This is a genomic window from Serratia sp. HRI (genome assembly GCF_010119335.3).
Classification (GTDB): Bacteria; Pseudomonadota; Gammaproteobacteria; order Enterobacterales; family Enterobacteriaceae; genus Serratia; species Serratia nevei.
The window spans coordinates 5,042,768-5,058,518 of the sequence record NZ_CP083690.1 but is presented as its reverse complement, the minus strand read 5'-3'; the positions used below and the strand labels follow the sequence as shown (position 1 = coordinate 5,058,518).

Here is a 15,751-nt window from a genome sequence, read left to right as displayed (position 1 = left end):
GCAGGCGTCAGTGAAACAATCGGCTCAGTTTACGCATCCGGAAAAGAATAGCTACCGCCATATGTTACATAGAGTTATCCCGCAGTAAGCGCTCGACCACCCGCTGGGCGACCAGCGCCTGTTCGCCGCCGGTTTCCGGCGCGCTCTGGTTGGCAACGGCGCTGAGGAAATGCCGCACCGCCCCGTCGAAGCCGCGTTGCACCAGCGTGCTTTGCCAGCCCGGCACCGGCTGTTCCAACACGCCCTGCGCATCTTCACGCAGCCAGTGACGCATATCGGTCAACTGATACAGCGCGCCGTCGGTCACCGCCTGCACGCTTTCGCGCAGGCTGCCGCCGCGGCGATGCATGCTGGTCGTCACCTGCGTGCCCCCGCAGGCGAAGTGGTGCTCGGCGTACAGCATTTCGCCTGCGGCGTTGGCGCACAAGCTGCCGCTCAGCAGTTGTTCGCCTCCGCCCGCCAGCCACAGCGCAGTGTCCACCACGTGCAGGTAATCATCCAACAGGGTAAAACGCAGATCGTGCGGGCCGACGCTGTCCGCCCGATGTTTATCCATGCGAATGGAGGCGGGCTGATTCATTTGCTGTTTGAGCTGCCGGTAAAGCGGCGCGAAACGGCGGTTGAACCCCACCATCAGCGTTTTGCCTCGCCGCTCGGCCAACTCAAGCAACTGCTCGCCCTGCTCCAGCGTTTCCGCCAGCGGCTTATCGACGTAAACGTGCACGCCGCGGTTCAGCAGCTCGCCTATCACGGAAAAATGGCTGGCGGTGCTGCTGTGGACAAAGACCGAGTCGCACTGTTCGGCCAGGCTGTCCAGACGGGAGAAACAGGCCATGCGGTAGCTGTCGCACAGCGGCTGCGCTTTTTGCTGATTGGGCGAAAAACCGCCCACCAGCGTCCAATCCGCCGCCTGGCCGAGGATTGGCAGGTAAGCCTTCTGCGCAATACTGCCCAATCCCACCACGCCCACACGCAATTTAGTCATTCGTATCCCTCGCCAACAGATGTTGCACCAGCCGTTTCAATTCCGATACTTCGTTTTCCAATGCGCTGACCCTGGCGCTCAAGTCGCCGTCGTCCTCAGACTCAAGCGCCGCCGGCGCTTCATCAATCTGGCCGCTGAACAGATGCATGAACCGGCTTTCGCGTTTGCCCGGCTCACGCGCCAGGCGCACCACGAACGGACCATCTTCGCGCGTAGCCAGCTGCTGCAGCACCTGTTCGACCTCGCTGACATCGTTGAACTCGTGCATCCGGTTGGTGCGGGTGCGCAGCTCGCCCGGCGTTTGCGCGCCGCGCAGCAATAAGGTGGCGATCACCGCCAGTTCGGCCGGCGAGAGTTTCAGTTGGCCGAACTCGGAGTTGCAAAACCGCTGTTCGTACTTGACTACCCGATTGCCGAACCCGCTGAGTGTGCGCAGGAAATGTTTGCGCAGCAACAGATCGAGCAGTTGCTGCACCTCGCTTTCGCTCATATCCATTACCGGCTCGCGGTTGGTTTTTTGGTTGCACGCCAGGGTAATGGCGTTAAGCGAAAGCGGGTATTGGTCCGGGGTCGTGACCTGTTTTTCCAACAGGCAGCCGATGACCCGCGCCTCTTTGGCGTTCAATTCATATTTCATCGTTTGGCCTCAACGTTCGGGTAGCCACTCTTTATTGGTGTATGCCGTCAAAACGTGGTCTTGCCACTTGCCGTCGATCAGCAGGTAATCCTTGGCGTAACCTTCACGTTCGAATCCCAGACGCGTCAGCAGTGCGCCGCTGCGCTGGTTGTGAGGCATATAGTTGGCCATGATGCGGTGCATGCGCTGTTGGCGCAGCATATAGCGGATAGCGGACTGCAAGGCTTCGAACATCAGCCCTTGTCCCTGCCATTTCTCCCCCAGCGAATAACCGAGGAAACAGGCGTGAAACGAACCGCGCAGCACGTTGCTGAAGTTCGCCACGCCGCGCACTTCCTGCTCTTCCGGATCGAGCAGGATAAAATAGTAGGCGCTGCCCTGCTTTTGCATTTCGGTGATCATGCCCAGGCGCGCCTGCCAGCCGGAAGGATAACAGTGGCTTTCGTCGCGCACCGGCTCCCAGGGTTTGAGAAAGGTCCGGTTCTCGGCATAATAATCCGCCAGGCGATAGGCATCCCGTTCATGCACTAAACGGACCACCATCCGGTCGGTTGTAAGACGTACTTTTGGCGATGCAGAGCGATAGCCGAACATCATTTCCCCCGCAGTCAAAACGGTTCGATAAGAAGTATTTATTAGGAAGCCGAGCGGATCATTATCCTGTGTCGATCTTTTGCCATGGTTTTATTTTGCCAATAGCGCCGCAGAACTGCGCTTCCCTGCATTCAATATAACCGTAGCCCGCCCCCGAGGTAAAATCCCGGCCGCTCAGTAAATCGCCGAATACGCGTTTTACGGCGTTTTTCCGCCAATTTTGCAGCCCAGGTAACACCTTGACGATAAAAAAATATTATCTATGCCACCCCTGTCGCCGTACGGGAATTGGGTAGAGAATGGAACAGCTGTCTCCCCTTCTTTCTTGATTGCTCATGGTGAAGCATGTCTCTGGTGTCGCAAGCGCGCAGCTTGGGTAAATATTTTCTGTTGCTCGATAACCTGCTGGTGGTGTTAGGCTTCTTTGTCGTTTTTCCGCTTATTTCGATCCGCTTTGTCGATCAATTAGGATGGGCGGCGCTGATCGTCGGCATCGCGCTGGGTTTGCGCCAGCTGTTGCAACAAGGGCTCGGCATCTTTGGCGGCGCCATTGCCGATCGTTTCGGCGCCAAGCCGATGATCGTTACCGGCATGTTGCTGCGCGCCGCCGGGTTCGCCACCATGGCGATGGCCGATGAGCCCTGGATCCTGTGGTTCTCCTGTGCGCTTTCCGCCCTCGGCGGCACGTTATTCGATCCGCCGCGTACCGCTTTGGTGATCAAACTGACCCGTCCGCACGAGCGCGGCCGCTTTTTCTCGCTGCTGATGATGCAGGACAGCGCCGGCGCGGTGGTCGGCGCGCTGATCGGCAGTTGGCTGCTGCAGTACGATTTTCACTTTGTCTGCTGGGTCGGGGCGGCGATCTTCGTGCTGGCCGCCGGTTGGAATGCCTGGCTACTGCCGGCTTACCGCATCTCTACCGTGCGCATACCGATGAAGGAAGGCATGTTGCGGGTCCTGCGCGATCGCCGCTTTCTCACCTATGTCCTGACGCTGACCGGTTATTACATGTTAGCGGTACAGGTGATGCTGATGATGCCGATCGTGGTCAACGAAATCGCCGGTTCACCGGCGGCGGTGAAATGGATGTATGCGATTGAAGCGGCGCTGTCGTTGTCGCTGCTCTATCCGCTGGCGCGTTGGGGAGAAAAACACTTCCGGCTTGAGCAGCGCCTGATGGCGGGCCTGTTGCTGATGACGCTCAGCCTGCTGCCGATCGGTCTCGCCACCAGTTTGCAGGGCGTGTTCACGCTGATCTGTTGCTTCTATCTGGGATCGATCATCGCCGAACCGGCGCGCGAAACGCTGAGCGCTTCGCTGGCCGATCCGCGTGCGCGCGGCAGCTATATGGGCTTTAGCCGCCTGGGTCTGGCGCTGGGCGGCGCGTTGGGTTATACCGGCGGCGGTTGGATGTACGATACCGGGCGGACGATGAACATGCCGGAGCTGCCCTGGTTGCTGCTGGGGGCAGTAGGCTTCGCTACGTTGCTGGCGCTGTACTGGCAGTTCAGCCCGCGGCGCAGTGCGTCGATGCTGCTTCCCGGCGGTTAACGCCATAGAAATCCGGCCGAATCGGCAACAGCTGCTATCCTGTTAGTAAAAACCCACAGGAGCCCGTAGGCATGATTGAAGAAGCGAAGTTACCGCAACTGCTCGAACATATGATACTGAACCTGCGCATGATTTATGCGCGCTCTACCCTGGTGGAAAAAGCGCTGGCCCACATCATCGCCGGCGACAGCGCGCTGAAAAGCGATATCATCAAACAGCTGCAGGTCGTCTCCGCCGCCAACGAGCGCGATCAGGTCGATCTGGAACAGGCCCGCATTCACCTGATCGATGTGCTCAACTCGGTACCGACCAAGAAATAACGCCCCTCGCCCGCGCCTGTTGCGCGGGCAATGTCGCAATAACGCACCATCCAACACACGCACATCAAGACAGCCTCGATAAGCTGTGGTAACTATTGCTGTTAAAACCTGACAACCCGGAGCAAGCATGAAACTGTTCATTTACGATCATTGCCCCTTCTGCGTTAAAGCCCGCATGATTTTTGGCCTGAAGCGCCAGCCGATTCGGCTGGTCACCTTGCTCAACGACGATGAGACGACCCCGGTCAACCTGATCGGCGCAAAAATGGTGCCGATCCTGGTCAAAGACGACGGCGAAGCGATGCCGGAAAGCCTGGATATCGTGCGCTATGTCGATCGCCTGGACGGCAAGCCGGTGCTGACCGGCAGCACCAATCCGGCCATTGCAGAGTGGCTGCAGCGGGTCGACAGTTACAGCGCCAAATTGCTGCTGCCGCGTATTGCGCATGCCGATTTCGAAGAGTTTGCCACCGACAGCGCCCGCCGCTACTTTATTGATAAGAAACAGGCGGCTATTGGTGATTTTGCCGAGCATCTCGCCAACAGTGCCGATCTGATCGCCGAGCTGGAAGCCGACCTGCAAACGCTGTCGCCGCTGATCGTCTCCACCGACGCGGTAAACGGTGAGCTGTCCGAGGACGACATTCACCTGTTCCCGCTGTTGCGCTCGTTATCGATCGTCGCCGGAGTTGCGCTGCCGGACAACGTGGAAGCCTACCGCAACCGCATGGCGCAGCGCAGCGAGGTGCCGTTGCTGCTGGATATGGAACAATAACGTTCGAGAATGACAAATAAGGATATGGCGTACTGATGTTGAAAATGGTGCTCGCCACCGCCCGCGACCGGGCGCGGCTGAAGGAAATAACCTCCGTTCTGATTCGTTACGGTCTGCAAGACGTTTTGCGCCTGCTGGGCCTGGGGGCCTTGTTACGCGGCGCCCGCGGCGGAGCCGCCCCGCAGGATGCACAAACCCTGCCTGAGCGGCTGCGTGAAGCGCTCGAGGCGCTGGGCCCCACCTTCGTCAAATTCGGCCAGATTCTGGCCACGCGCTCTGACCTCCTGGATCCGGCCTGGACCGACGAACTGGATCGCCTGCACAGCCAGGCGGCGGTGTTGCCATGGGAAACGCTGGCGCCGCAAATCATCGCCGATCTGGGTGGCGAGCCCGAGCAGCGATTTGCCGAATTCGATCGCACGCCGCTGGCCGCGGCGTCGATGGCGCAAATCTACCGCGCGCGCTTGCACAGCGGCGAACAGGTAGTGGTAAAAGTGTTGCGACCCGGTCTGGCGAAAACCATCCACGCCGATCTGCGGCTGCTGGCCTCGCTGGCGGAGAGCGTGGAGCAGCAGAGCCCGGCGCTGGCGCGTTATCGGCCGCGGCAGATGGTCAGAGCGTTGGCAACGGCGCTCAATCACGAGCTGGACTTGACCCACGAAGGGCATAACTGCGACCGCGTTGCCGGGATGTTCGCGCGTCAACCCGACGTGGTGGTGCCGAAAATCTATTGGCAATACTCTTCGCCCCGCCTGTTAGTGCAGGAATACTTGCCCGGCACCGCGCCGGAAAACCCTGAAAAGCTGGCGGCGGCGGGCTTTGACGGCCCGCTGCTGGCGCAACGCGGCGCCCGCGCCTTTATGAGCATGGTGCTGGAGCATCGGCTGTATCACGCCGATCCGCACCCCGGCAACGTCATGGCGCTGAGCGGTGACCGCGTCGGTTTTATCGACTTCGGCATGGTGGGCCAGCTGTCCGAGCGGCGGCGTAACCAGTTGCTCCTGCTGCTGCAGGCCATCGCCGATCGCCAGTCCGAAGGTATCGTCAACACGCTGATCGCCTGGTCGGATAGCGAACCGTTGGACCTGATGGATTTGGAGTTGGCGGCACAAAACTTTCTCGACAAACAGGCCGCCGCCACCCTGACGCTGGGTAAAGCCTTGACCGACCTGCTGGTGATGGCGCGCGAACACCAGCTGGCGCTGCCGCCCGATCTGGTGCTGCTGTTCAAGGCATTAATCACCGCCGACGGCGTACTGCATCGGCTGGATCCGGCCTTCGACATCGTGGCCACGCTCAAGCCGATGCTGCAACAAACGGTGCTGCAGCGCTACGCCCCCGACGCCGTGCGCCAGCGGCTGCTGGCCCTGGGTGGGGAAGCGCTCGATGCCGGAGAAGAGCTGCCGCAAACTCTGCGGCTATTGGTTCGCCGCCTAAAACGCGGGCGACTCAATGCCGATATCAACGTCAGTAACCTCGGCCAGCTGAGCAAAGCGCTGGAACGCGCCGCCGTGACCCTGGCCATCGCCATCGTTACCGCCGCTTTTGCCCTGGGGCTGGCGCCTTATCTGATGCATTCGTCGCTGCGGCTGTGGGGCATTCCGCTGTTCCCGCTGTTGGGGGGCGCGGCCTGCCTGGCCGGCGTGGTGCTCTTGGCGCTGCGGCTGCGGCGCTGACGCTTTCGGCGTTATCCGATAGGTCTCGCCCGCTTTTGCGCGCACTATCCTCTGCACATCGCCGCCTGCCGTTTTCACGCGCAGGCGGAACGTTTATAATGATTAATCAATTATCTGCAGCACTTTTCGCCAGCAGTCGCAATGAGGCATGAATGAAGAAGATCCTGATGGGCGCAGCCGCCCTGCTGTTCGCCGGCGTATTGGCCGGTTGCAATCAACTGACCCAATACACCCTGAGTGAGCAGGAAGTGAATGATTACCTGCAGAAACACAACGACTATCAGAAGCAGATCGGCGTGCCCGGCCTGGTGGACGCCAACATCGTGCTGACTCAGCTGCAAAGCCAGATCGGTCGCAGCGAACCGGGTAAAGTCACCCTTTCCGGCGACGCCAAGGTCAACATCACGTCGATTCTCGGCCCGCAGGTGGCGGACCTGAAGCTGACGCTGAAAGCGCAGCCGGTTTACGACCGTGCGCAGGGCGCCATTTACCTGAAGGATATGGAGTTGACCGATTACAGCGTGCAGCCGGAAAAAATGCAGACGGTGATGAAAGCGCTGACGCCATACCTGAACCAGTCGCTGAAGTCTTACTTCGACCAAAAGCCGGCTTATGTGCTGAATCCTGACAACAGCAAAACCGAAGCGCTGGCGAAAAAACTGGCGAAGGGATTGGAAGTGAAACCGGGTGAGTTGGTGATCCCGTTTAGCGACTGACCGCGTCTTGATGTATCAAGCCCGCCGATCGGCGGGCTTTTTATTACGGGAAAGTATTACTGCGGCGCGCTGTAGGCAATCTCGCCGGTGTTGCAGTTGAGTGTCACGCTGTAGGTTTTATCCATCTTGGTACCCCGCACCGTCAGCGGCACCTGCCACACCTGATCCTTGCCGGTGATGGCATCCGGGCTGACCCAAGCGATCGGGGTTGCGGTGCCCAGCAGCTTTTTGTCCGCCTCCCAGCGCGTGATGCGGTTCTGCAAGAAATCACGCTTGACCTGAGCGGCAATATCCGCCGGCTGCAGACCGGCACACTGCCCCACCTTGGCGGTGCGTTGCTCTTGATCCTGCGCCCACACCGCAGTCGATGCTCCCATCATGGCCAACAAGGCGATAGCCAAACCCGTTTTTTTCATATGTCCTCCCGTTGTGATTAGCGCTATCCGGGCGCCCATCCCTGGCTCACAACAGGGTTTCGGCAAAGAGTTACCGTTTGACGAACTCGATGACAAACAGCGCATCCAGGCCCGGATAGATTTCCTTGATCACCTGCTTCAGCTCGCCCAGCAACATGTTCTCCTGCTGTGCGTGGCGTTCGGTCAGCGCATCCAGGCGCACCGGCGTTACCGACAGCACTTCGATAAAGCAGAAAAATACGCCGTCTTCATTGCGGCTTACGCGCAATACCTCACCCGGTTCGAAGTGCGACTCACTGGCATCCCGAATGGTGATGGTTTTACGCCCGGCCAGAATGTCTTGCTCAAAGCGGCTGAAGAAAGTTATTTCACGGCTCATTTTAGATCCTTTTTCATCACAACACCGCAACATAAGTCATTATGCCGCTTGCTTTTCTGACGCAGATCCCTCTTTTGAGTTAGAGAGCGCTTTTTTCGCTTTCGCTTCCGTCGGTTTTTTGCCGGTTTCCGCCGGTGATGCGCCGCGCAAAATCAGACCCAGTGCGTCCTTATTCTCTGCCAGGAAGAAGCTCAGCCCTTCGCGCTGTTCGTCGTCCAGGTTCAGCGGCGCCTGTTGCAGCCACTCTCCGAGGTTATCCGCCAAATCCAGCATTTTGTCGTAGGCGTCGGCTTCTTTCTTGCTCGCGAAAGTCATTTTTTCCTCACCGTTTCTCACCACCACATATTTAACTTCAACCGCCATGCGTGCGTCCTCAAATACTCAAATAACTGTAATTATATACAGTATAAATAGATAGCGGCGGGAAGGCAAACCGCCGCCCGCCGTCGGCTTATTTCAGCAGCCGCACCTTGCAGCTCTTGCCTTTGATTTTGCCCTGCTGCAGCTGCTGCAGCGCCTTGCGCGCGCTGGCTTTACGGATCGCGACGTAGGCATGCACCGGGAACATGTCGATCTTGCCCACTTCCGCCGCCGTCAGCCCGGCATCGCCGGTCAGCGCGCCAAGGATATCGCCTGGGCGGATCTTCGCCTTACGGCCGCCGTCGATGCACAGCGTCACCATCTCCGCCTCCAGCGAACCGTTGGCGGCCCCGCTCAGCTCGGACACCGGCGCCCAGGCAATGGTCATCTGCAGGTAGTCTTCAATCGCGTGCGCCCGCGCCATTTCCTGCGGCGTGCACAGGCTGATCGCCAGCCCGCTCATGCCGGCGCGGCCGGTACGACCGATACGGTGCACATGCACTTCAGGATCGAACGCCAGTTCGTAGTTAACCACCAGCTCCAGCTCTTTGATGTCCAGCCCGCGAGCGGCGACGTCGGTCGCTACCAACACCCGGCAACTGCGGTTGGCGAAACGCACCAACACCTGGTCGCGGTCGCGCTGCTCCAGATCGCCATGCAGCGCCAGTGCGCTGATGCCGCGGGCCTCCAGGGCCTCAAGCACCGTTTGGCAATCGCGTTTGGTATTGCAGAACACCACGCAGGACGCGGGTTGATGATAACGAATGGCCGACACCAGCAGCGCCGGGCGCTGATCGCGCGTGGTCTCATAGAAACGTTGTTCGATGGCGGTCTGCGCTTCGTCATCGTCCACTTCGACGCTCAGCGGCTGACGCTGAACGCGCTCGCTGATGCGTTCGATACCCGCCGGGTAGGTAGCGGAAAACAGCAGCGTCTGACGCTGCGGCGGCGTGTAACTGATCACATCGTCGATGTCGTCGGCGAAGCCCATGTCCAGCATACGGTCGGCCTCATCCAGCACCAGCACCTTCAGTTCGTCCAGCAGCAGCGTTTTCTTGCGCAGGTGTTCCTGGATGCGGCCCGGCGTTCCCACCACGATATGCGGCGCGTGCACCAGCGAATCGAGCTGTGGCCCCATCGGTTGGCCGCCGCACAGCGTCAGGATTTTGACGTTCTGCGTGAAGCGCGCCAGGCGGCGCAGTTCTTTGCTCACCTGATCGGCCAGCTCGCGGGTGGGACAGAGCACCAGCGCCTGCGTGGCAACCTGAGCAACGACGATGTTATTCAGCAAACCAATGCCGAACGCCGCCGTTTTACCGCTACCGGTTTTCGCCTTGGCGCGCACGTCTCGCCCTTGCAGGATGGCGGGCAACGCGGCGGCCTGTACCGGCGTCATTTTGGCGTACCCCAGTTCGTTGAGGTTGGCCAACTGTTCGGCTGGCAGAGGCAGGGAAGAAAAAGAAACTGTGCTCACGGCGATAACTCTTATATGACGAATGGAATGGCGGCGCGCCCGCAGGTTGGCGCCGAATCAGCGGTAAATGATAACAGAGATGGGCGGCGTTACGGGCAGCGGGCATAAAAAAACCCGCCGGCGGCGGGTTTCTTGGCGGCTCAGTCGTTAAATAGCAACGACGTTGGCTGCGGCTGGGCCACGTTGGCTGTCCTGGATGGAGAACTCAACCTGCTGGCCTTCAGCCAGGGTCTTGAAACCATCGCTGACGATAGCGGAAAAATGAACGAAAACGTCTTTAGAGCCGTCGGCAGGCGTGATGAAGCCGAAACCTTTGCTTTCGTTGAACCATTTAACGTGACCAGTGATCTTGCTCATTTGTGTTTCCTTTACTTGATAAACCTGCCTTGACGGCACGAGACGCGAAAACCTTGCTATATGTAGGCCTTCTTTCGCCGTCGCTTATTAACGCACAATCGCCCATGCAGGGCAAATATTTCTGCTTGTTATAAAAACAGTCAGTTAGCAACAAACTTGGCGCGGCGGCTGCGCACGCAATCGTTTTCGTATATACTGCCCGCCGATCATCAATCCGCTTACTTTCACCGATCCAGGTACGAAACTATGTTAACGATTGGAACCGCCCTGCGCCCTTCCGCCACCCGCGTTATGTTGCTCGGCTCCGGGGAGCTGGGTAAAGAAGTCGCCATTGAATGCCAGCGCCTCGGTCTGGAAGTGATCGCCGTCGATCGCTATCCCGGCGCCCCCGCCATGCATGTGGCGCACCGCAGCCACGTCATCAATATGCTGGACGGTGACGCACTGAAAGCCGTTATCGAACAAGAGCGGCCGGACTATATCGTTCCCGAAATCGAAGCGATCGCCACCGCCATGCTGGTCGAACTTGAACGCCAGGGCCACCGCGTAGTGCCCTGCGCCGAAGCCACCCGCCTGACGATGAACCGTGAAGGCATCCGCCGCCTGGCGGCGGAAGAGCTTGGCCTGCCCACCTCCAGCTATCGCTTTGCCGACAGCGAGGCGACTTTCCGGCAGGCGGTCGAACACATCGGCTATCCGTGCATCGTCAAACCGGTGATGAGCTCTTCCGGCAAGGGGCAAAGCCTGATCCGCACGCCTGAGCAACTGCAAAGCGCCTGGGATTACGCCCAACAGGGCGGCCGCGCCGGCGGCGGCCGGGTGATCGTCGAAGGGCTGGTAAGATTCGATTTTGAAATTACGCTGCTGACCATCAGCGCCGTGGACGGCGTGCATTTCTGCGAGCCGATCGGCCATCGTCAGGAGGATGGGGACTATCGCGAATCCTGGCAGCCGCAACTGATGTCGGCGACGGCGCTGAGTCGGGCCCAGGCTATCGCGGAGAAAGTGGTGAAAGCCCTGGGCGGCTTCGGGCTGTTCGGCGTGGAGCTGTTCGTCTGTGGCGACGAAGTGATCTTCAGCGAGGTGTCACCGCGCCCGCACGATACCGGCATGGTCACGTTGATTTCACAGGATCTGTCTGAGTTCGCCCTGCACGTTCGCGCTTTTCTCGGGTTGCCGATCGGCGCCATTCGCCAGTTCGGCCCTTCCGCTTCGGCAGTGATCCTGCCGCAGCTCACCAGCAGCGATGTGCGTTTCAGCGGATTGGAAAATGCGCTACGCGGGCACAACCAGCTGCGCCTGTTCGGCAAACCGGAGATCGCCGGGCAACGTCGTCTGGGCGTAGCGCTGGCGACGGCGAGCACGACGGAACAGGCGGTGGAGCTGGCGAAACAAGCCGCTGCCGCCGTGGCGGTCAACGGCTGAAACTGACGGGGCCGCTTACGCGGCCCCGATAACATCAATAGTCTTCGTCTTCTTCAGCATCGTCATCCCGCGACGCCCCCGGTGCGGCATCATGCTGCTCGTCTTCATCATCGTCATCGAACAGTACCGCAACCTGAGCGCCCTGATGCTTCTCACGAATTTCCTGCGCAACGCGAGCAATGGCTTCACCGCTGCTCATGCCCTGCTCCATCAGTTGATGGATGCGATCCGCCGCTTCCTGCTGCTCCGCGTGACTCAGTAATGGCATACCTGCATGCATGTGTCGTTCTCTCCGGCAAAAGGGAGAAGGAGTATACGCGCTAACGCGACGGATCCCAACGTCTTGTGCCTCAGGCCACTTGCGAACAGCCGTTATCGCTGCGCCACTGCTTCAGGCGATGCCGCCACAGCATGACATGCCACCCCTGCTTCACGCCGCGCGCGTTGGCGAACATCGCTCTGTCGATGCCGCGCTGATAAAACTCTTCGGTAATCTGATTCTGGGCGACCGGATCCGGCTCACGGCGAATGCTGTGGCAAATACCCAACGCTTCACGGGTGATTTGCCAATGGAAAGCCGGACGAATGGCGATGCTGCCAGCATAGCGCAAATTGAGCCGCTCCAGCATTTCGACGATTTTCATATAGTGGCGTTGATAATCCACGTTTGCTTTGCCGGTGCGGCGACGATTGCTGATCGACTTGTCGTGTACCCGTTGACGGTACAGCGGCGTACTTAAATATTTGACCCGTTGGGCATTAAACATAACCTCGGTCGTCCAGGGAATATCCTGATGATGTAACCCCGGTTCAAAATAAAGCCGATGCCGGCGGATAAAATCGAGGCGATATATCGCCAACCATACAACATGAATAAATTTTCTCGATTTCAGCGCACGTTCGAACCACTGTACCCCTGTGATAACGTCAGTGGTCTGTAAACGTGCCTCGGGAAAAATCGGCTGTAATTCGTCTTCGCTGGCGAAATAGCGCTCGCCATTGCATTGCATCACGTCTAATTGGTGGCGCTCCGCCTGCTCCAGCAGCGTGGAATACATGTCCGGTGCCAGCAGATCGTCGGCATCGGGAAACGCCACGTATTTGCCCCGGGCCAATGCGAGCCCGGCATTACGCGCATTAGAAACACCGGCGTTGGCCTGATCGATGACCCGAATATGCGGATGCGCCGCCGCGTAACGGTGCGCGGTCTCTCCTGAACCGTCGGTAGAACCATCGTTGACGATGATCACCTCCAGGCGTTGTTCGCGTTGGGCCAGCAACGAAGCCAGGAAAGGTTCTAATAATTCTCCCACATTGTGCATCGGGACGATGACGCTCAGCATTAATGACATAGGCAGCTCTTCAATGATAATGTAACAAAATAATAATTTTATTTTTTTGAAAAAATATCAGTCTATTCAGCATCAGTTCGGAGGAATATGACTGAAGCACTCAGATTTCCGCAGCGAGCTAAATAAGATTTATCTTGTTTTGTCTTTTCATGCTTTCAGCAAGAAAAGCGGCGTCGAACCAACATCAATTTCTCAGAATGACCAGCGTGACAAAACACAGGCAAAACTTTTCCGCATCACCCAGTTAATAACCATGGGTAACAATAAATTGATGAAATTAACGAAGCGTTTTTGTATTTCTCGGGCCTTGTTCTCTCGATAAATGAGGCTTCCCGTTTATTTGACGTTAAATTTTTAACATACCGAGGTATAATGAATGGCGCAAAAAATGCCTTATTTCAGGTTTATTGAACTGCCGTTTATGTGAACTGTGCTGCATGCCTCGCATGGCAAAACATGCATGCCGTAGCCGTCTATGGCACACTAACGGCCAGACATTGCCGTCTTCACAGCCAGGTTTTTTGACGTTCATGAGCGTAACCGCCCCAAACATAAAGTCTTTGCCCTATAGCCGCAGTGCCCTGATGACGCTTTTCGCCCCGCTTTCAGCACAGCCCTGGGCGATGTTGCTGCATTCGGGCTTTGCCGATCACTCGCATAACCGCTTCGATATTCTGGTCGCACAGCCGCGCGTTACGCTCACCACGCGTGGCCCCGACACGGTAATTGAAAGTGACGGCGTAACTACTCAGTCGAAGGAAGATCCGTTTTCCCTGCTGCAGCAGCAGCTGGCGGCGCAAGGTTGGCAGCCGGCCTTTAACCCGGATCTGCCGTTTCAGGGCGGTGCCCTGGGGCTGTTCGGCTACGATCTTGGGCGCCGGGTGGAAACCTTGCCGCAGTTGGCCGAAGCCGACCTTGCGTTGCCGGACATGGCGGTGGGCATTTATGACTGGGCAGCGATCGCCGACCACCAATTGCAAACCCTGACGCTGCTCAGCTATGGCGATGTGGAGCAGCGCTGGCGCTGGCTCACTCGCCAAACCGCACCGGCGGAGCGCCCTTTCGCGCTGCTGAGCGGCTGGCGTGCCAATATGAGCCGACGGCAATACGGCGAGAAGTTCCAACGTATTCAGCACTACCTGCGCAGCGGCGACTGTTACCAAATTAATCTGGCACAGCGGTTCTCCGCCGACTACCAGGGGGATGAATGGCAGGCGTTTTGCCGACTGAGCGCCTGCAACCGCGCGCCGTTCTCGGCCTTCCTGCGGCTGCCGCACAACAGCGTGCTGAGCGTCTCTCCCGAGCGCTTCCTATGGCTGGAGCAACAGCGTATCCAAACCCGCCCGATCAAGGGCACGCTGCCGCGGCTGGCGGACGCAGAACAAGACGCCGCACAGGCTCGCCGTTTGGCCGATTCGCCCAAGGATCGCGCTGAAAATCTGATGATCGTCGATCTGTTGCGCAACGATATCGGCCGCGTCGCCCAGCCCGGCAGCGTAAGGGTGCCGGAACTGTTCGTCGTGGAGCCGTTCCCGGCGGTACATCACCTGGTGAGCACCATTACCGCCACCCTGCCGGAGCAGGCCTCGGCCACCGAGCTGCTGCGCGCCTGCTTCCCCGGCGGTTCGATCACCGGCGCGCCCAAGGTGCGAGCGATGGAAATCATCGAAGAGCTGGAGCCGCAGCGTCGCAACGCCTATTGCGGCAGCATCGGTTACCTGAGCGCCTGCGGCACCATGGACACCAACATCACCATCCGCACGCTCGTCACGGAAAACGGCCGCATCCACTGCTCCGCCGGCGGCGGCATCGTGGCAGACAGCCAGGAACAGGCGGAATACCAGGAAACCTTCGACAAGGTTGGCCGTATTCTGCCGCAGCTTGGGGAGTGCGCCCTGTCGTGATCCCATCGAATTCGCCGACCTCACTGCACGCCTTTATCAGCCGTTTTCAACTGCAGCTGCCGCAGGCGGCGCAGATCTCGCACAACGTGCGCCCGGCGGCGGTGCTGATCCCGATCGTTTGCCGCGCCGAGCCGACCCTGCTATTGACCCGCCGTGCTGATTCGCTGCGCAAACATGCCGGTCAGGTAGCCTTCCCCGGCGGGAAAACCGATGCCGAAGACGGGTCGGCGATCGTCACAGCGTTGCGAGAAGCGCAGGAAGAAGTGGCGATACCGCCGAACGCGGTGACCGTACTCGGCCAAATGGCGCCGCTCGACAGCAGCACCGGATTTCAGGTCACGCCCATCGTCGGCCTCATCCCGCCGGACGTGCAGTTCCACGCCAACGAGGGCGAAGTGGCGGACGTGTTCGAGATGCCCCTGCGGGAAGCGCTGACCCTGTCGCGTTACTACCCGCTGGATATCCATCGCGCCGGCCACACGCACCGCATTTACCTCTCCTGGTATCACAGCCAGTTTATCTGGGGGCTGACCGCCGCCATTATTCGCCGCCTGGCGCAGCAGGTCAGTATTTGACCCGCATTGCGTGATCTGACTCGCAATCTGGCATGGCCGTCGACGTCCGCTGCAGGTAAAGCGATCGAAATCACTTCATTTGATCGCTTTTTCAACTACCGTTCCGGTTGAATGGTTTTAAAAAAACTGTAAACCCTCTCTTAAACCTTACGAAATACCTGTAAAATACCACCGTCCGAGATAAACCACTGTAGAAACAGGGATTAAGCCGGCGGCGTTCAGCACGGAAAGCGGGCGCGATTACCGTTAATGGAG

18 protein-coding genes are annotated in these 15,751 nt (G+C 58.8%); 8 read left to right on the top strand and 10 right to left on the bottom strand.

All coding sequences use genetic code 11. The features are described 5' to 3' along the window. Positions 1–64 precede the first annotated feature (64 nt). From GF111_RS24220 to rimJ, 3 genes are read right to left on the bottom strand one after another with little or no spacing between them, the layout of a single operon-like run. A complete protein-coding gene (locus GF111_RS24220; RefSeq protein ID WP_147191416.1) occupies positions 65–985 on the bottom strand; it encodes a Gfo/Idh/MocA family protein in 921 nt (306 codons plus the stop codon). Further along, positions 978–1,622 (bottom strand): YceH family protein, encoded by a 645-nt coding sequence (locus GF111_RS24215; RefSeq protein WP_038877107.1) that lies wholly within the window; start codon positions 1,620–1,622, stop codon positions 978–980. Before GF111_RS24215 ends, GF111_RS24220 begins: the two co-directional genes overlap by 8 nt. 9 nt (positions 1,623–1,631) lie before the next feature. Next, positions 1,632–2,216, bottom strand: coding sequence for a ribosomal protein S5-alanine N-acetyltransferase (gene rimJ / locus GF111_RS24210; protein ID WP_038877348.1), 585 nt, complete (start codon positions 2,214–2,216; stop codon positions 1,632–1,634). A 345-nt stretch (positions 2,217–2,561) separates the two neighbouring features. Between rimJ and mdtH the strand changes: the two genes are divergently transcribed. The 5 genes from mdtH to GF111_RS24185 all read left to right on the top strand — a co-directional run bounded on the left by mdtH (position 2,562) and on the right by GF111_RS24185 (position 7,254). Then, entirely contained in the window at positions 2,562–3,767 is a 1,206-nt protein-coding gene (gene mdtH, locus GF111_RS24205; protein ID WP_038877106.1) for a multidrug efflux MFS transporter MdtH, read from the top strand. Between the two features lie 71 nt (positions 3,768–3,838). Further along, positions 3,839–4,087 (top strand): hypothetical protein, encoded by a 249-nt coding sequence (locus GF111_RS24200; protein ID WP_038877105.1) that lies wholly within the window; start codon positions 3,839–3,841, stop codon positions 4,085–4,087. Positions 4,088–4,214: 127 nt separating this feature from the next. Beyond that, complete coding sequence (gene grxB / locus GF111_RS24195) at positions 4,215–4,862, top strand: glutaredoxin 2 (RefSeq protein ID WP_038877103.1); 648 nt, start codon at positions 4,215–4,217, stop codon at positions 4,860–4,862. A gap of 35 nt (positions 4,863–4,897) precedes the next feature. Further along, positions 4,898–6,538 carry an AarF/ABC1/UbiB kinase family protein gene (locus GF111_RS24190; protein WP_038877101.1) on the top strand — a complete coding sequence of 547 codons (1,641 nt, stop codon included), beginning with the start codon at positions 4,898–4,900 and terminating at the stop codon, positions 6,536–6,538. A 152-nt stretch (positions 6,539–6,690) separates the two neighbouring features. Further along, positions 6,691–7,254, top strand: a complete 564-nt coding sequence (locus GF111_RS24185) for a lipoprotein (protein WP_038877098.1) — start codon at positions 6,691–6,693, stop codon at positions 7,252–7,254. A 56-nt stretch (positions 7,255–7,310) separates the two neighbouring features. Here GF111_RS24185 and yebF read toward each other — a convergent pair whose 3' ends face one another. The 5 genes from yebF to cspC all read right to left on the bottom strand — a co-directional run bounded on the left by yebF (position 7,311) and on the right by cspC (position 10,240). Next, entirely contained in the window at positions 7,311–7,670 is a 360-nt protein-coding gene (gene yebF / locus GF111_RS24180; protein WP_038877096.1) for a protein YebF, read from the bottom strand. Positions 7,671–7,740: 70 nt separating this feature from the next. Then, positions 7,741–8,049, bottom strand: a complete 309-nt coding sequence (gene yqfB, locus GF111_RS24175) for a N(4)-acetylcytidine aminohydrolase (RefSeq protein WP_038877094.1) — start codon at positions 8,047–8,049, stop codon at positions 7,741–7,743. A 39-nt stretch (positions 8,050–8,088) separates the two neighbouring features. Then, positions 8,089–8,412 (bottom strand): YebG family protein, encoded by a 324-nt coding sequence (locus GF111_RS24170; protein ID WP_038877091.1) that lies wholly within the window; start codon positions 8,410–8,412, stop codon positions 8,089–8,091. An 88-nt stretch (positions 8,413–8,500) separates the two neighbouring features. Beyond that, entirely contained in the window at positions 8,501–9,883 is a 1,383-nt protein-coding gene (gene dbpA / locus GF111_RS24165) for an ATP-dependent RNA helicase DbpA (RefSeq protein WP_038877089.1), read from the bottom strand. 147 nt (positions 9,884–10,030) lie between these two features. After that, positions 10,031–10,240: a cold shock-like protein CspC gene (gene cspC, locus GF111_RS24160; RefSeq protein ID WP_004927572.1), complete on the bottom strand. Its 210-nt coding sequence runs from the start codon at positions 10,238–10,240 to the stop codon at positions 10,031–10,033. Between the two features lie 246 nt (positions 10,241–10,486). Between cspC and purT the strand changes: the two genes are divergently transcribed. Then, positions 10,487–11,665 (top strand): formate-dependent phosphoribosylglycinamide formyltransferase, encoded by a 1,179-nt coding sequence (gene purT / locus GF111_RS24155; RefSeq protein WP_147191821.1) that lies wholly within the window; start codon positions 10,487–10,489, stop codon positions 11,663–11,665. Between the two features lie 34 nt (positions 11,666–11,699). Here purT and GF111_RS24150 read toward each other — a convergent pair whose 3' ends face one another. Next, complete coding sequence (locus GF111_RS24150) at positions 11,700–11,945, bottom strand: YoaH family protein (RefSeq protein WP_038877085.1); 246 nt, start codon at positions 11,943–11,945, stop codon at positions 11,700–11,702. A 70-nt stretch (positions 11,946–12,015) separates the two neighbouring features. Beyond that, complete coding sequence (locus GF111_RS24145) at positions 12,016–13,017, bottom strand: glycosyltransferase (protein WP_047730525.1); 1,002 nt, start codon at positions 13,015–13,017, stop codon at positions 12,016–12,018. A 530-nt stretch (positions 13,018–13,547) separates the two neighbouring features. On the opposite strand from GF111_RS24145, the gene pabB reads away from it, so the two are divergent. Next, a complete protein-coding gene (gene pabB / locus GF111_RS24140) occupies positions 13,548–14,921 on the top strand; it encodes an aminodeoxychorismate synthase component 1 (RefSeq protein ID WP_038877346.1) in 1,374 nt (457 codons plus the stop codon). Then, positions 14,918–15,496 (top strand): CoA pyrophosphatase, encoded by a 579-nt coding sequence (locus GF111_RS24135; protein ID WP_038877080.1) that lies wholly within the window; start codon positions 14,918–14,920, stop codon positions 15,494–15,496. The genes pabB and GF111_RS24135 overlap by 4 nt, the downstream gene beginning before the upstream one ends. Positions 15,497–15,751: the final 255 nt, after the last annotated feature.

Excerpts from the sequence above, each read along its gene's own strand:
- GF111_RS24200 (WP_038877105.1), top strand. The coding sequence starts at position 3,839 with ATGATTGAAGAAGCGAAGTTACCGCAACTGCTCGAACATATGATACTG.
- GF111_RS24185 (WP_038877098.1), top strand. The coding sequence starts at position 6,691 with ATGAAGAAGATCCTGATGGGCGCAGCCGCCCTGCTGTTCGCCGGCGTA.
- cspC (WP_004927572.1), bottom strand. The coding sequence starts at position 10,240 with ATGAGCAAGATCACTGGTCACGTTAAATGGTTCAACGAAAGCAAAGGT.
- GF111_RS24170 (WP_038877091.1), bottom strand. The coding sequence starts at position 8,412 with ATGGCGGTTGAAGTTAAATATGTGGTGGTGAGAAACGGTGAGGAAAAA.
- GF111_RS24220 (WP_147191416.1), bottom strand. The coding sequence starts at position 985 with ATGACTAAATTGCGTGTGGGCGTGGTGGGATTGGGCAGTATTGCGCAG.
- rimJ (WP_038877348.1), bottom strand. The coding sequence starts at position 2,216 with ATGTTCGGCTATCGCTCTGCATCGCCAAAAGTACGTCTTACAACCGAC.
- purT (WP_147191821.1), top strand. The coding sequence starts at position 10,487 with ATGTTAACGATTGGAACCGCCCTGCGCCCTTCCGCCACCCGCGTTATG.
- GF111_RS24215 (WP_038877107.1), bottom strand. The coding sequence starts at position 1,622 with ATGAAATATGAATTGAACGCCAAAGAGGCGCGGGTCATCGGCTGCCTG.
- GF111_RS24150 (WP_038877085.1), bottom strand. The coding sequence starts at position 11,945 with ATGCATGCAGGTATGCCATTACTGAGTCACGCGGAGCAGCAGGAAGCG.
- GF111_RS24145 (WP_047730525.1), bottom strand. The coding sequence starts at position 13,017 with ATGTCATTAATGCTGAGCGTCATCGTCCCGATGCACAATGTGGGAGAA.
- GF111_RS24190 (WP_038877101.1), top strand. The coding sequence starts at position 4,898 with ATGTTGAAAATGGTGCTCGCCACCGCCCGCGACCGGGCGCGGCTGAAG.
- yebF (WP_038877096.1), bottom strand. The coding sequence starts at position 7,670 with ATGAAAAAAACGGGTTTGGCTATCGCCTTGTTGGCCATGATGGGAGCA.
- pabB (WP_038877346.1), top strand. The coding sequence starts at position 13,548 with ATGAGCGTAACCGCCCCAAACATAAAGTCTTTGCCCTATAGCCGCAGT.
- mdtH (WP_038877106.1), top strand. The coding sequence starts at position 2,562 with ATGTCTCTGGTGTCGCAAGCGCGCAGCTTGGGTAAATATTTTCTGTTG.
- grxB (WP_038877103.1), top strand. The coding sequence starts at position 4,215 with ATGAAACTGTTCATTTACGATCATTGCCCCTTCTGCGTTAAAGCCCGC.
- yqfB (WP_038877094.1), bottom strand. The coding sequence starts at position 8,049 with ATGAGCCGTGAAATAACTTTCTTCAGCCGCTTTGAGCAAGACATTCTG.